The following is a 14,128-nucleotide window of genomic DNA, read 5'->3' as shown; positions in this document are numbered from 1 at the left end:
CGTTGTTAGTAGCTAACGTTTACTTTTTCTCGAAAGCGCGTTTCATATAATTTGGTGTTGCCAGTGCGCCGTGGTGAATACCGCTGTTGTAGTATTCTGTAGTTTGCGCAAGCTCAGCGGCTGACTCTTCTCTAAAGCCTGCGAAAGCTTCATCTTTACGAGCAAGCGTTACTGACCATAAACCACTTGGGTAAATTGGCTGAGGAAATGGCAGAGTTTGTAAGTCTTTAAAACCAACAGCTGTCATTGCATCGCGCATTTCAACCAATAATGGCATATGCATCAATGGCGATTCACTTTGTTGCACCATAATGCCGCCAGTGCGAAGAGCGTTTAAGCAACTAGTGTAAAATGCATGGTTGAATAAACCTTCACCAGGGCCAACCGGATCGGTACCATCAACAATCACCACATCGATAGACTCAGGCGCGGCTTCACGCATGTATTTTATACCGTCGTCAAACATCACTGTGGCACGTGGATCTTGGTTTGCTTCACATAATTCAGGGAAGTATTTTAATGACATTTGGGTCACTACTTCGTCGATATCGATTTGTGTAACAGACTCAACGCCCGGGTGCTTGAGTACTTCGCGCAAAGTACCGCAGTCACCACCACCAATAATCACTACATTTTTTGGGTTTGGGTGAGCAAGCAATACTGGGTGGCTGATCATTTCATGGTAAAAAAAGTTTTCGCGACTACTTACCATAGTGCAACCATCAATAATCATTAGGTTGCCAAAGTCGGTTGTTTCATACATTTCAACCTTTTGGAAAGGAGATTGTTGCTCATCTAACTTTTTGTTGATGCGCAGAGAAAACGCGCTGCCGTCACGTTCACTGATTTCGGTAAACCATTTACTTTGATCTAAATTTGCCATGTCGCTAGTTACACTTTTGAGTTGAGTATGAAAAAGGGGCAATTCTGCCAGTGCTTGGCGTTTTGCTCAATGAAATTTTCACTGTTCCTACGAATAATTTAACCTGTGCTTTGGGAAAAGGTCAATTTTTGTTAGCTTGGTGGCCGCTGACGTATTAAAATGTGCGTTTATACTTGCTTAACTATAGAAGAATTTGCCATGACTTGGGGTTTAGATACAGCACGCTCTACATATAACGTCGCACATTGGAGCGATGGTTACTTTGATATTAATAGCCAAGGTGAGCTGGTTGCCTATCCGGATGGCGATCAAACTAAAGCCGCTATTTCATTAACCGAGTTGACTGAGCAATTCAAAAAACAAGGATTAACGTTACCTGTATTAGTGCGCTTTACCGATATTTTGCAAAATCGGGTTGATACTATGACCCGCGCATTTAGTAGCGCGCGCAATGCCCGTGCCTATCAAGGGCAATATACTTGTGTATATCCGATAAAAGTCAATCAGCAACGTTCAGTGGTAAGCAAACTATTAGCGCATCCAAGTGGCTTAGTGGGGTTAGAAGCTGGCTCAAAACCCGAATTAATGGCGATTTTAGGGGTGGCAAAACAACCGATCACGATTGTTTGTAATGGCTATAAAGACAGTGAGTTTTTACGGTTAGCTTGTATTGGTCAAGCAATGGGCCACAAAGTTAAAATTGTAGTTGAAAAACTCTCTGAATTAACGACCTTGTTAGCTGAAATTGAAGACTTAGGCATAGAGCCTGCGATTGGTATTCGGATCCGCTTAAATTCAGTGGGTAAAGGCAAGTGGCAAAATACCGGTGGCGAAAAAGGCAAGTTTGGCTTAACTGCAGGGCAAGTATTAACCGCCGTTGAAGTACTTAAACAACATAACAAGCTGCATTTAATGCAAATGGTACATTTTCATATTGGTTCGCAAATTGCCAATATTCGCGATATTCACCGTGCTTTACGCGAATGTTCCCGCCATTTTGCAGAATTAAGTCAATTAGGTGTACCGCTTAATACGGTGGATGTTGGCGGTGGGTTAGGTGTTGATTACGAAGGTTCAGGTTCGCGTAGTGCATGCTCAATGAATTACACCGTAGAAGAATACGCCCGTAATGTGGTGAATGCGTTTGCAGAAGTATGCGAGCAGCATGAGTTACCGCATCCGGCGATTATTACTGAATCAGGCCGAGCTTTAACTGCGCACCATGCCGTGTTGATCACCGATGTTATCGATGTTGAGCAAGCACCAAATCACAGCAACCCAAGTGCGCCGGAGCCTAATAGTGCATTAGTGCTTGATGAAATGTGGCAATGTTTACAGCGTTTAAATCCGCGTATGGCGCTAGAAATTTACCACGACGCAATGCATTTATTTAGTGAAGCGCACGACCAATACGTACATGGTTTAGTCAGCATGCTGGAGTGGGCGAAAATAGAGCAGTTATATTTTACTATTTTGCATCGCGTTCGTGCGTCATTGAGCAATGCGCGTGCGCACCGTGAAGTACTTGATGACCTAAACGAAAAATTGGCAGATAAACTGTTTGTAAACTTTTCATTATTTCAGTCATTGCCAGATGTCTGGGGTATTCAACAGTTATTTCCGGTAATGCCGATTGAAAACCTTGATAAGCCGCTAACACAACGCGCCATTATTCAAGATATTACCTGTGATTCTGATGGTCAAATTCGTGAATATGTTGAGGGCGCAGGGATTGAAACCAGCTTACCTATCCCACAATATATACCAGGGCAGCAATACCACATTGCCATGTTTATGGTTGGGGCGTACCAAGAGATATTAGGAGATCTGCACAACTTATTTGGTGATACTGATTCTGTGCACGTTGAACTCACCGAGCAAGGCTACCAGCTTACTAATGCGATTAAGGGGGATAGTGTTAAGGATGTATTAAAGTTTGTTGATTATGATAGCGATATTTTCTCGGATAACTTTGCTACCACAGTACAACAACTCGACATTAGTGACTCTATTAAGCAGCAGTATTTAGCTGAGCTAAATGCGGGCCTTGAAGGGTATACATATTTTGAAGATTAATTGCGATACTCTTGTATTGCATTCTAAATTGCCGAACAGTTTTAATGAAAGGAATTAAGTAGTAATGTCTTGGATCCGTTGTGTTTTTAGTATTTTCTTTTACACCATAAATACACTAATTTGGTTTGTTCCCATTTTTATTTGTGGCCTAATTAAACTTATTCCTATCAAACCGTTACAAAAGTTAATGAGTTGGACAGCTAAGCAATGCGCCTCTATTTGGGTTACGTTTAATACGTTAAATCAAAAGTTATTAACACCAACCAAGCTAAGTGTAACCGGCCTTGAAGAGCTCAAACTAAAAGACTGGTACTTAGTGATTGCCAATCATCAGAGCTGGGTGGACATTTTAGTTTTACAGCGTGTGTTTAATCGTAAAATTCCATTTTTAAACTTCTTTTTGAAAAAAGAATTGATATACGTTCCTGTTCTGGGGCTATGTTGGTGGGCACTGGACTTCCCATTTATGACTCGTACCAGTAAAAGCCAGCTTAAAAAGAACCCAAAACTGCGTGGTAAAGATTTAGAAACGACACGTAAAGCCTGCGAAAAATTTAAAGAAATGCCAGTCAGTATTGTTAACTTTGTCGAAGGTACACGCTTTACAACACAAAAACACGCCCGTCAAAACAGCCCGTTTCCGCATTTATTGAAACCAAAAGCGGGTGGTGTGGCATTTGTCATGCAAGCTATGGGTGAGCAAATTTCAAAAGTAGTGAATGTCACTATTCAGTATCCTGATGGCATACCAACTTTTGTTGATTTTGCCAGTGGTCGAGTAAAGCAGATCAACGTGCATGTTGAGGTAATACCGGTAAGTGAAGAATTAATTGGCGATTACAGCGGGGACTCTGAGTTTAGAATACGTTTTCAATCAGAGTTAAACCGTTTATGGCAAGAGAAAGAGCAGCAGCTCACTAAGCTTGAACAAAACGTTAAGTCACAGCAACAAACGTGATCAGCGCAGAAACTAATAGCTAAGCAAATCAGCACAACATTATAAATGTGTGGCTGTTACAGTGTGAAGCAACGAGCAAGGTAGTTAAAATGACAGTTATTCAGCATCACGCAGCAAGGAATTAAATTACCATGACGACTCCAACTCATTTACAGCAGCTTGTGCAACCTTGGTTTGAAGGGGTGCCTGATACGGCGTTGTTTAGCTCTTTGACCGCTACCGCGATCGGGGTGTTCTCACTGCTAGTTGTGTATTTATTTACCCGTCGCTTAATGTTGCCTGGCATTCAAAAAGTGGCCACTAAGCTATCTCCTGAGCGAATTGGGGTATTGGCGCCAATGCTGACTAAGCTCAATCGCCGCTTTGCAGGAATGCTCTGTTGCGTATTATTCTTGGCAACTTTTGACAGTGTTTACCCCGTTGGTGAATTTGCCGCTGAGGTATTTAAAACGATTGGTCAAACGCTGCTGATTATTCATGTTGGTTTTATCATTAGTAGTATTGTCAGTATTGCGGGTGGTATTTATAACCAGCTGGAATTTGCCCGCGAAGTGCCAATTCAAGGTTTAATTCAAGTTGTTAAATTAATTACTTTTATGATCTGCGCAATCTTGATTGTGAGTATCGTACTGGAAAAATCGCCGACTTATATTCTCTCTGGTTTTGGTGCTATTGCAGCGGTTACCTTATTGGTATTTAAAGACACTATTTTAGGCTTTGTCGCCAGTATTCAAATAGCCGCCAACCGGTTAGTAACCTACGGTGACTGGATCCAAGTAGATAATTACGGCGCAGATGGTGAGGTTATTGATTTAGGTTTAAACACCGTAAAAGTACGTAACTGGGATAACACCATTACGACCATTCCGACTTATATGCTGGTGGCAGGCTCATTCAAAAACTGGCGAGGTATGCAAGAGTCGGGGGGACGTCGTATTAAGCGTTCACTCAACATTGATATGAACAGTATTCGTTTAGCTGACGATGAGCTTACCAATAGCATTGCTCAAACTATCGCGTTACAAGAGTATATTAAAATGAATATGCTACCTGATCCGGTATCAAACCTAGGGTTGTTTCGCCGTTATGCTGAAGGGTATTTAAAGCAGCACAGTAAAATAAACACGTCACTGACATTAATGGTACGAGAGTTACAACCGCTAAATCATGGCTTACCGATAGAGTTTTATTGTTTTAGTGAAGATAAGCGCTGGATATCGTACGAGCACTTACAAGCAGAGATCATGGATCATTTACTTGCAGTGCTGCCTATTTTTGACTTGCGTGCTTATCAAAGTGTCAGTGGGCAATTTAGTCCTGCGGCGATTACTCCAACCGGTATTAAGCCCACGATTAAAGTGGCAAATAATACTGAAGCAGACCCACACTAATAAAGGCAATTAACAGCCACCAAATTGGTGGCTTTGCCAGTCTTAACCATGCAAAAGCAGCCGCAACAATCACAATGTGCCAAATATTGTGAACGGCTGATGTCCAAATCGGTGCATACAGTGCTGCTGCTAAAAATCCCACCACAGCCGCATTAAGTGCGGCAATACTGCTAGCAAAGCGCGGTCTTTGCGCTAATTGTAACCAGCTTTTTTGAAATGCTAACATCAATAAAAATCCTGGGGTGAAAATTAGTAAGGTGGCAATCACTGCCCCCATTAATGGCTGATTATTATTGAGTTCAGCACCGAGGTAAGTTGCAATGGTAAACATCGGTCCCGGCACGGCTTGCGCACTCGCGTAGGCACTTAAAAATTGCTCGGTTGGTAAACTTGGTAAGCCAGCTTGTAAAACCGGCAATACCACATGACCGCCGCCAAATACCATAGCTCCCGCTTGATAAAAAGGTGCAAACGCCGAAAATTGAGAACCTAATGGTACGAAACTAATCAGCAATAACAGCGCAAATAATATTAAGGCGGGCCAATTTATAGCGAGGCTTTGGCTCTCACTAGAGGCTTCATCTGGGGCTAGTTTGAGCAAAGGATAAAAAGCGCCAATTACCGCTGCAATAACGAGTACTAAAATTTGGCTGCTTAAGTTAGGAACTAATATCAGCACTGAAGTACTCAATACGGCAAGCGCTTTGAGAGCCCAGCTGGTACAAAAACTTTTTGCCATGCTGAGCGTTGCATCAGCGACGATCACTACAGCAAACAATTTTAAACCGGCAATAATTGCGAAATAAATAGCGTCAAATTGATGGGCGCTGATGGCGAGCAACGCCATGAGCAAAAATGAAGGTAAGGTAAAGCCAATAAATGCAGCAATGCCACCGAATACCCCAGCACGTTCTACACCAATTGCGAAGCCAACCTGACTTGAGCCAGGCCCAGGCAAAGCTTGACTAAGGCTGATCAGTTGCGCATAACGCTGAGCATTGAGCCATTGTAAGTTATCAACAAAGTGGCGTTTAAAATAACTTAGATGTGCCGCAGGCCCACCAAAGCTCATGCAACCGAGTAAAAAAAACTGCTTAAAAATAGCTAGTAACATGAATTCTCTCGTTTGTTATTTCTATAACAGCTAAGTATGACAAAATTTCGTGACAATTTTATGGTTTTTAATCTTTGTACCTGTCTACAATGTAAAAAAGGCTTTGTTAAAGTTAAGTAGTTATGCGATTTATTGTTTATATTTTTATAGTTTTTGCCTTTGTAAACTACGCCTATGCTGCAATTCAACCTAATGCGGCTGTGCAAAAAATATCGTTAGCTGTGGATCATGCACCACCGTATAGCCAAATTAATCAAAATGGTGAAGTATCAGGCGCGATTGTTGATATCTTTCAGGAGATGAAAAAGCAACTGCCTTTTAAGTTAGAGCTGGTTGGTTGCCCATTTTCACGCTGTGTAAGAATGTTAGAGCAAGGCGAAGTTAATGCGATGGGCGGTTTGATCCTAACCGCTAAGCGCCAACAAAGGATGCAATTTGTAACACCACCTTATATGGTTTTAAGCTCGTCATTTGTATTTTACGCGCGCCAAGATAGTCAATTACAAATCAAAAACTATGATGATTTATATGGTAAGAAAATCGCAGTGATGCGTGGCGCTGCACATTTCAAACGTTTTGATGACGATAAGATGTTGATTAAAGTGCCTGTTTTGGCTGAGAGTACTGCTATTGAACTGTTATTAAAAGATCGGGCAGATTTAGTTATTGCAGTCGAAGATACCGCAGATCATGCCATGAGCGTGTTAAATCAACCAGCCAATAAATTGCTTAAAATGCAGTATCGTTTTAATGATACAATCTATGGCTACCTTGCGCTAAGTAAGCAGTTTTCAACAACTCTACTTGCGCAACAGATTGAAGTATTAATGAAAACCATGGCGACTAATGGTCAGCTCAATCAAATAATTGCCCCCTATAAGTTGCCGCCACTTAATGAACAAGCGCTGCGCTTTTAACATCTTCTTCATATTTCGTTCATTGCAATTTTTGCATAATAGATGTTAATGAAAGAAATAATAACCAAGGAAATACCATGACTTTAACCAAACCATTACTAACTGCGACTATTGTTGGGCTATTACTAACGGGTTGTGAAACCACCAACACCGGCATGGGCGCTGGCATTGGTGCAGCTACAGGGGCTGTACTAGGTAAGGCGACGGGAGATCATGATGATAAACGTATCTTTATTGGTGCCGCCATTGGTGCGCTAGCCGGTGCTGCGGTTGGTGATTACATGGATAAGCAAGAAGCGGCCTTTCGTGATGAGCTCGCCGGCTCAGGTGTTGAGGTTGTGCGTGAAGGCGATAACTTACGTTTAGTGATGCCATCTAATATCACTTTTGCCACCGATCAATCGTATATTTCATCGGGGTTTCATAACACTTTAGATGCCATTGCAAAAGTGATGAACAAATATGAAAAAACGTACCTAAGCATTGAAGGTCATACAGATAGCACAGGTAAAGACAGCTACAATATGAACCTATCTGAGCAGCGTGCGCAGAGTGTGAAAGGTTATTTAGTGAATCAGCAAATTCTAGCTGGGCGTATTAGTACTCGTGGATACGGCGAAACTCGTCCAATCGCCAGTAACGACAGCGCCAACGGCCGCGCGCAAAACCGCCGTGTAGAAATTCAAATCGTACCTAATACTGAAGGTTAATGTTTTATCTCAATCATTTGCTACCTAAGCAAATGATTGAGATTATTTACCGCTTACCGCTTACCGCTTACCGCTTACCGCTTACCGCTTACCGCTTACCGCTTACCGCTTACCGCTTACCGCTTACCGCTTACCGCTTACCGCTTACCGCTTACCGCTTACCGCTTTCAATCCTTATTAAACTGCAATTCACACAGTTTTTGATAAAGCGGGTTACTTGCCAATAACTCTTGGTGAGTCCCTGTTGCTATAATTTCACCTTGTTCCATTACCACAATCATATCTGCATGTTTTACTGTGGCGAGGCGATGAGCAATGATCAAGGTGGTTCTGTTTTGCATTAAGTGCTCCAGCGCGGCTTGCACATGATGCTCACTTTGTGCATCCAAAGCGCTGGTTGCTTCATCAAGCAGTAGTATTTCAGGATCCTTTAAGATTGCTCGCGCAAGCACAATACGTTGCTTTTGTCCGCCAGATAAACGCACGCCTTGCTCACCTAAAAAGCTTTCATAACCATTAGGTAGTTGCGCAATAAACTCATCGGCATGAGCGTGTTTGGCTGCAGCATATACTTGCTCATCGGTTGCATCTGGGTTGCCATAACGAATGTTATGCATCACATCAGAGCTAAACAATATCGGGTTTTGTGCCACCATGCCCATGCTGTTTCGTAGCGTATTCAGTGATAGATCTTTTATATCAATGCCATGGAATTTTATAGCGCCAGTGGCAGGGTCGTAAAAACGTTGTAGTAATTCAAATAACGTGGTTTTACCAGCACCAGAAGGGCCTACAATCGCTACGGTTTGCCCTTGTTGAATACTGAGTGATACATTTTTAAGTGCACTAACATCAGGGCGAGACGGGTAGTTAAAGGTAATATTACTGAGCTCTATGGCGGCTAAATCAGTATTGTTGTGTAATTGGTCATCAAGATGTTGTACTGGGTTAACTATTTCGCTTTTTACCGCGAGTAATTCAAGTAGTCTTGCTGCGGCACCCGCCGCGCGTTGCAGCTCGCCATAGACCTCGGCCACCGTTGCTACCGACATTGCCACCATAATGGCATAAAACACAAATGCACCTAGCTCACCACCACTCATAGTCCCTGCCAGTACATCACTACCACCGACCCACAGCATCACACTAATGGCGCTAAAGGTTAAAAATATCACCGCTGCAATTAAAAATGAACGTTGTTTAATACGGCTTTTCGCAACCTTAAAGGCTTTTTCGGTTTCAACGGCAAATGCGGCTTGCTCACGTTGTTCATGGCTATAACTTTGCACTACTTTAATATTTTGAATGATCTCACCTGCATAGGTACTGATATCGGCAATCGCATCTTGGCTAGAGCTGGCAAGTTTGCGCACTTTACGGCCAAACACCATCATTGGCACTAACACCAGCGGCACACAGGCAACTACCACTAAAGTGAGCTTTAAATTAGTAAATAACAACATGGCTAAACCACCTACCAACATCAGTGCGCTGCGCAGTGCCATGGAAAATGACGAGCCAATGATTGACTGCAATAAAGTGGTGTCGGTTGTTAAGCGCGACATTAATTCGCCGCTGCGGTTCTCTTCAAAATAGCTTGGATGCAAAGTAACTATGCGATCAAATACCGCTTTGCGAATATCGTTACTAACTCGTTCACCAATCCACGACATTAAATAAAAGCGACTGAATGTTCCCACTGCGAGTAAGCTAATTAAGCTAATCAGCACTATGATGGCTTGTTTTAACTGTTCTTGGGAGCCTGCAATAAAGCCATGATCGATGACAAACTTAACCCCTTGGCCTAACGATAAATTAACTCCAGCGGTGACAAGTAGCGCCACAAGCGCCGAAAATACCACCCATTTATAGGGTTTAATAAACTGAAAAATCGGAATCAAACTACTAAAAGCAGCTTTGTCTTTTGGCTCGGCTTTATTGGTGCTCATGCTGGATTCTTTTTGGTGAATAGGGTATAGATATGGTTACTTAAATCATAATTTCAATAACCAAGCTCATAACAACTAAGGGACTAACATGGCAACTCAAAAAGTAACGGGCGAATTTAACGTTAAACTCAACCCCATCGAAGGCTATGGCAAAGGCATTGATGGCGTAAATTTAGGACGCATGTCGATTGATAAAATCTTTACTGGTGAGCTGGAGGCGACCAGCACCGGCGAAATGCTCAGTGCCATGACAGCTACTCAAGGTAGTGCTGGTTATGTAGCAATTGAACAAGTGGTTGGTACACTTGCAGGCAAACAGGGCAGTTTTGTACTGCAGCATTTTGGCACTATGGACAAAGGCCAAGATCGTCTGATTTTAGAAGTAGTGCCAGATTCTGGCAGTCATGAACTTGCAGGGCTTAGCGGAAAAATGGCAATTCGCATCGAAGCTGGTATTCATTTTTATGATTTTGAGTATCAACTTTAAAAGGTTATAGCAGTGCAAAAAGTAATAGAATTTAAAAAGACGCGTTTTTTTGGTGGCGCAGATATTGAAGCACTTAATGAAAAGATATATCAGTTAAACCAAGATGGCTGGAAAGTCATAAATGTAAGCTCAATCACAGGGTTTTTCGGTGAAGCGAATGGCTATGCTTTGCTCATCGAAAATAACGAGTTGTAGATGACACTATCATTTTGGCTCAGTTTAGTCGCCATTTGTATGATGGGCGCAATGTCACCTGGGCCTAGTTTGGCTGTGGTGTTAAAACACAGTATTCATGGCAGTATGAAAAACGGCATGTTGGCGGCGCTGAGTCATGGTGTGGGGGTCGGTTTTTATGCTGCTGCATCGTTACTTGGTCTCGGTGCACTAATGCTGCAATTTCCCACTGTGTATCAAGTGCTAGTTTACTTAGGTGCAGCGTACTTGGCATATTTAGGTCTTAAAATCTTATTAGCTAAACCAAGCGATGGTGAGCTACAAGTGGCTCAGCAAAGTGGCAGTGCTCAACAGGCTTTGCAAGATGGCTTTGCTATTGCATTTCTAAACCCTAAATTAGCGGTATTTTTTTTAGCCTTGTTCTCACAGTTTATTGACCCTGAAAACTTAAATTTTCAGGTTGGTATGATCATGTGTTTAACCGTGTTTATGATTGATACTGGCTGGTATCTGCTTGTTGCAGCGTTGACTGAGCTTTCAAAAAAGCGCTTTGCTTTTACCAAATCTTCCCCTTGGCTTGATAAAATATTAGCGGTGGTTTTTATAGGGCTAGCAATAAGAGTGGTGCTAATGGTGTAGTTTATTCAATTTTTGCAATCCTTACTGCTTACCTTAAAAGCTGTTCTTAGTAATTTTTAATGCTCCTGTGAAATAACGACGTATGGCTGACTTTCTCTGTTAGCTGGTCGATATATTTTACGTTATCTACATGATCGCAGCACCTCGTGACTAAGTTCCTTTCCTTGCTAGCTATTGCCCTTGCTGGTGCATACGTATTCATCACACTTAATTTACTTTTTAGTTACACTTTATTGGTTTTATTTTATCCACAAATTAAAAATAAACAGCACACAATTATAAAATCAATAGGGTAGGAAACTCATGGGGAAATTCAAACTGAGTGCGTTAATGCTCGCGATGTTTGCAACCTGCAATGCATTGGCTGCGGCTGAAAGTGACGCACCAAGCACCGTAAAAAAACCACAACTAGAAGAAGACCTTGAAGTCATTGAAGTGCGTGGCTTTAGTCGTAGTTTAATTCAATCACTTAATCAAAAACGCTTTACCGATACGGTATCAGAGCAGTTGTCGGCGGATGATTTAGGGGCATTGCCCGATGTATCTATGGCGGATGCGCTGACACGACTGCCGGGGATCTCTGCGGTACGAACCGGCGGCCAAGCGGCTGAAATCAACATTCGTGGTATGTCCGGTGGCTTTGTATTTTCAACTTTGAATGGTCGCGAGCAAGTCTCAACTAGCGGCAGTCGTAGTATTGAGTTTGATCAATATCCGTCTGAGTTGATCAGCTCAGCTGCGGTGTATAAATCACCAAAGGCGTCATTAATTGAAGGCGGCGTGGCAGGTACGGTAGAGCTGCAAACAGCCAGCCCGCTTAATAATGATCAGCAACACAAGTTTGTGGTGAACGCCAGAGGTATGTACAACGACCGAGCGTCAGAGGTGAATGATGCCACTGAGTTTGGCGATCGCATCAGCTTTTCCTATCAAGGTAAGTATCTTGACGATACTTTAGGTGTCGCCCTTGGCTATGCACGGTTATTTCAACCTAGTGTTGCAACGCAATTTATTGGCCTTGCTTATAACGATCATAAAGACGTAGATGGCCTTGCTAATGATACTAATGGCCCTGAAGTAAAACCAGAAAACGAATATATCAGCGAAGGTTTTGAGCTCCAGCATTTAGGGGGTGAAGAAACCCGTAACGGTTATATGGCGGCGATTGAGTGGGCACCGGTAGATAACTTTAAATTAAAGGGTGATGTATTTTTGTCACGCTTTGATACTGAATCGTTTGCCCGTGGTTTACGAGTAAAATTAGGCGGCCCAACGGCCACTTATACAAACGCTCAGCTAGAGGGCAATTCAGTGGTTGGCGCCTCTGTTAATCGTACTTCAAAAAGCTATACTCGCGTTGAAATTGTCAATGATGATAACCAAGATTTTGATGAGGTAGATAGCTACGGTGTTAACGCCGATTGGCAAGTGACAGAGCGCTTAAACGTTAATGTTGATGTGTCGCTGTCACAAGCTAAAAGTAATTTCCGCAATGGTTTATTGTGGGCGCTAGTTGCCGAAGATGCTACAGCGCAAGAGCCGGTGTTAGATAAAAACGTATCAATAAACTACCAACTTAATGGGCTTAATTTGCCGGATGTCGGCTTTAATCAAGCCGCTGCATTTAGCGATATCGACCGGGTAATGGTCAGTAAATACGGTATTTACCCTTATCAAAATGAAGACGAAGTAAGCGCTTATCGCCTTGATTTTAAATATGAGCTTAATAACAGCTGGTTTAGCTCTGTTGAATTTGGCGCGCGTTATTCTGATCGTGAATACAGCAATAACCGCTCAGTGTTTGAATACGGCAATGACGGTGATTTCTCAGCAACTGAGCCACCACTGCGTTTAACCAATGACATGGTAAATGTTGTTGATTGGGAAGGTGATTTTAGTTATTTCCCATCATATTTGGCGATTGATTTAGACAAAGCGCTTAATGCTTGGTTTCCTGAAGGCGCACCGGAGCCAGTTAAAACCTGGGGTAACGCCGATGGCGTTGTCGATCTTGATGGCGATGAAATACCTGATACACAAGGCTATACCACTAACTACTCATGGACCATGTTACAAAGTGGCTCAGTATACGAAGAAGTGCTTTCAGCGTACGCCATGCTTAATATCAATACTGAAATCGGCACTATGCCGGTACTGGGTAATATAGGTATTCGCCGTGTTGATACCGACCAATCAGCTACTATTTTAGAAAACGTCAATGGTGATTTATCACTGGGTGCACAAAACATTACCGACAGTATCGGCATCATAAATCAAAATTATTTACCTAATGTACTTGGCACAACGTATACCGATTATCTGCCATCGCTTAATTTAAACTTTCAGCTAACCGATAACACGCAATTACGCTTTGCTGCGGCTAAAGTTATGTCGCGCCCGCCAATCAATCGCCTAGCGGGGGATGCCAGCGCAGAGGCTGATAAAACCACCGGTAAAATTAACGGCTCAAGTACCAATAACCCATTCTTAAAACCGTTTTATGCCGACCAATACGATATCTCTTATGAGCATTATTTTGATGAGTCAGATGGTGCGCTAGTGATCGCAGGTTTTTATAAAAACATCGATTCGTTTATCGATACTATTGCCATTGAAGGGTTTGACTTTAAAGGCAATGGTTTTAACGTCCCTGACTATATAGAAAACCCTGTCAGTGGCGAGCAAGTTGCCACAACTAACGGCACTTACACAACCGCGGTAAATAACGCCAATGGCGGTTATATTCGCGGTATTGAACTTGCCTACACGCAAGTATTTTCGTTTTTACCCGCCCCTTTTGATGGCCTTGGGTTTAACGGTAGCTATTCAT

At 42.5% G+C, this 14,128-nt stretch carries 12 protein-coding genes; 9 read left to right on the top strand and 3 right to left on the bottom strand.

From position 1 onward, the window contains the following. Positions 1 to 19: 19 nt before the first annotated feature. On the bottom strand, positions 20 to 883 hold the full coding sequence (gene speE, locus ENH88_RS20590; RefSeq protein ID WP_304185173.1) for a polyamine aminopropyltransferase: 864 nt from the start codon (positions 881 to 883) through the stop codon (positions 20 to 22). A 198-nt stretch (positions 884 to 1,081) separates the two neighbouring features. On the opposite strand from speE, the gene speA reads away from it, so the two are divergent. From speA to ENH88_RS20575, 3 genes are all read left to right on the top strand, one after another. Beyond that, positions 1,082 to 2,959, top strand: a complete 1,878-nt coding sequence (gene speA, locus ENH88_RS20585) for a biosynthetic arginine decarboxylase (protein WP_304185172.1) — start codon at positions 1,082 to 1,084, stop codon at positions 2,957 to 2,959. Positions 2,960 to 3,023: 64 nt separating this feature from the next. Continuing rightward, positions 3,024 to 3,917: an acyltransferase gene (locus tag ENH88_RS20580; RefSeq protein WP_304185171.1), complete on the top strand. Its 894-nt coding sequence runs from the start codon at positions 3,024 to 3,026 to the stop codon at positions 3,915 to 3,917. A 131-nt stretch (positions 3,918 to 4,048) separates the two neighbouring features. Next, positions 4,049 to 5,308: a mechanosensitive ion channel family protein gene (locus ENH88_RS20575; protein ID WP_192542472.1), complete on the top strand. Its 1,260-nt coding sequence runs from the start codon at positions 4,049 to 4,051 to the stop codon at positions 5,306 to 5,308. Here ENH88_RS20575 and chrA read toward each other — a convergent pair. Further along, positions 5,271 to 6,422: a chromate efflux transporter gene (gene chrA, locus ENH88_RS20570; protein WP_304185170.1), complete on the bottom strand. Its 1,152-nt coding sequence runs from the start codon at positions 6,420 to 6,422 to the stop codon at positions 5,271 to 5,273. The genes ENH88_RS20575 and chrA overlap by 38 nt on opposite strands. Positions 6,423 to 6,544: 122 nt before the next feature. Here chrA and ENH88_RS20565 point away from each other — a divergent pair, with 122 nt between their 5' ends. Continuing rightward, entirely contained in the window at positions 6,545 to 7,339 is a 795-nt protein-coding gene (locus ENH88_RS20565) for a substrate-binding periplasmic protein (protein ID WP_304185169.1), read from the top strand. A gap of 77 nt (positions 7,340 to 7,416) precedes the next feature. Then, positions 7,417 to 8,049 carry an OmpA family protein gene (locus tag ENH88_RS20560; protein ID WP_304185168.1) on the top strand — a complete coding sequence of 211 codons (633 nt, stop codon included), beginning with the start codon at positions 7,417 to 7,419 and terminating at the stop codon, positions 8,047 to 8,049. Between the two features lie 167 nt (positions 8,050 to 8,216). Here ENH88_RS20560 and ENH88_RS20555 read toward each other — a convergent pair whose 3' ends face one another. Then, complete coding sequence (locus ENH88_RS20555; protein WP_304185167.1) at positions 8,217 to 9,998, bottom strand: ABC transporter transmembrane domain-containing protein; 1,782 nt, start codon at positions 9,996 to 9,998, stop codon at positions 8,217 to 8,219. An 88-nt stretch (positions 9,999 to 10,086) separates the two neighbouring features. Between ENH88_RS20555 and ENH88_RS20550 the strand changes: the two genes are divergently transcribed. The 4 genes from ENH88_RS20550 to ENH88_RS20535 all read left to right on the top strand — a co-directional run. Then, positions 10,087 to 10,485 carry a DUF3224 domain-containing protein gene (locus ENH88_RS20550; RefSeq protein ID WP_304185166.1) on the top strand — a complete coding sequence of 133 codons (399 nt, stop codon included), beginning with the start codon at positions 10,087 to 10,089 and terminating at the stop codon, positions 10,483 to 10,485. 12 nt (positions 10,486 to 10,497) lie between these two features. Further along, entirely contained in the window at positions 10,498 to 10,680 is a 183-nt protein-coding gene (locus ENH88_RS20545; RefSeq protein ID WP_304185165.1) for a hypothetical protein, read from the top strand. Beyond that, a complete protein-coding gene (locus ENH88_RS20540) occupies positions 10,681 to 11,298 on the top strand; it encodes a LysE family translocator (RefSeq protein WP_304185164.1) in 618 nt (205 codons plus the stop codon). Between the two features lie 303 nt (positions 11,299 to 11,601). Further along, positions 11,602 to 14,128: TonB-dependent receptor (locus tag ENH88_RS20535; RefSeq protein WP_304185163.1), on the top strand; the 2,527-nt coding region annotated here is incomplete at its 3' end.

Source organism: Pseudoalteromonas prydzensis (assembly GCF_011050055.1).
GTDB classification, from domain to species: Bacteria; Pseudomonadota; Gammaproteobacteria; order Enterobacterales; family Alteromonadaceae; genus Pseudoalteromonas; species Pseudoalteromonas prydzensis_A.
The sequence above is the reverse complement of the archived record's forward strand: the minus strand, read 5'-3'. Positions and strand labels throughout refer to the sequence as shown.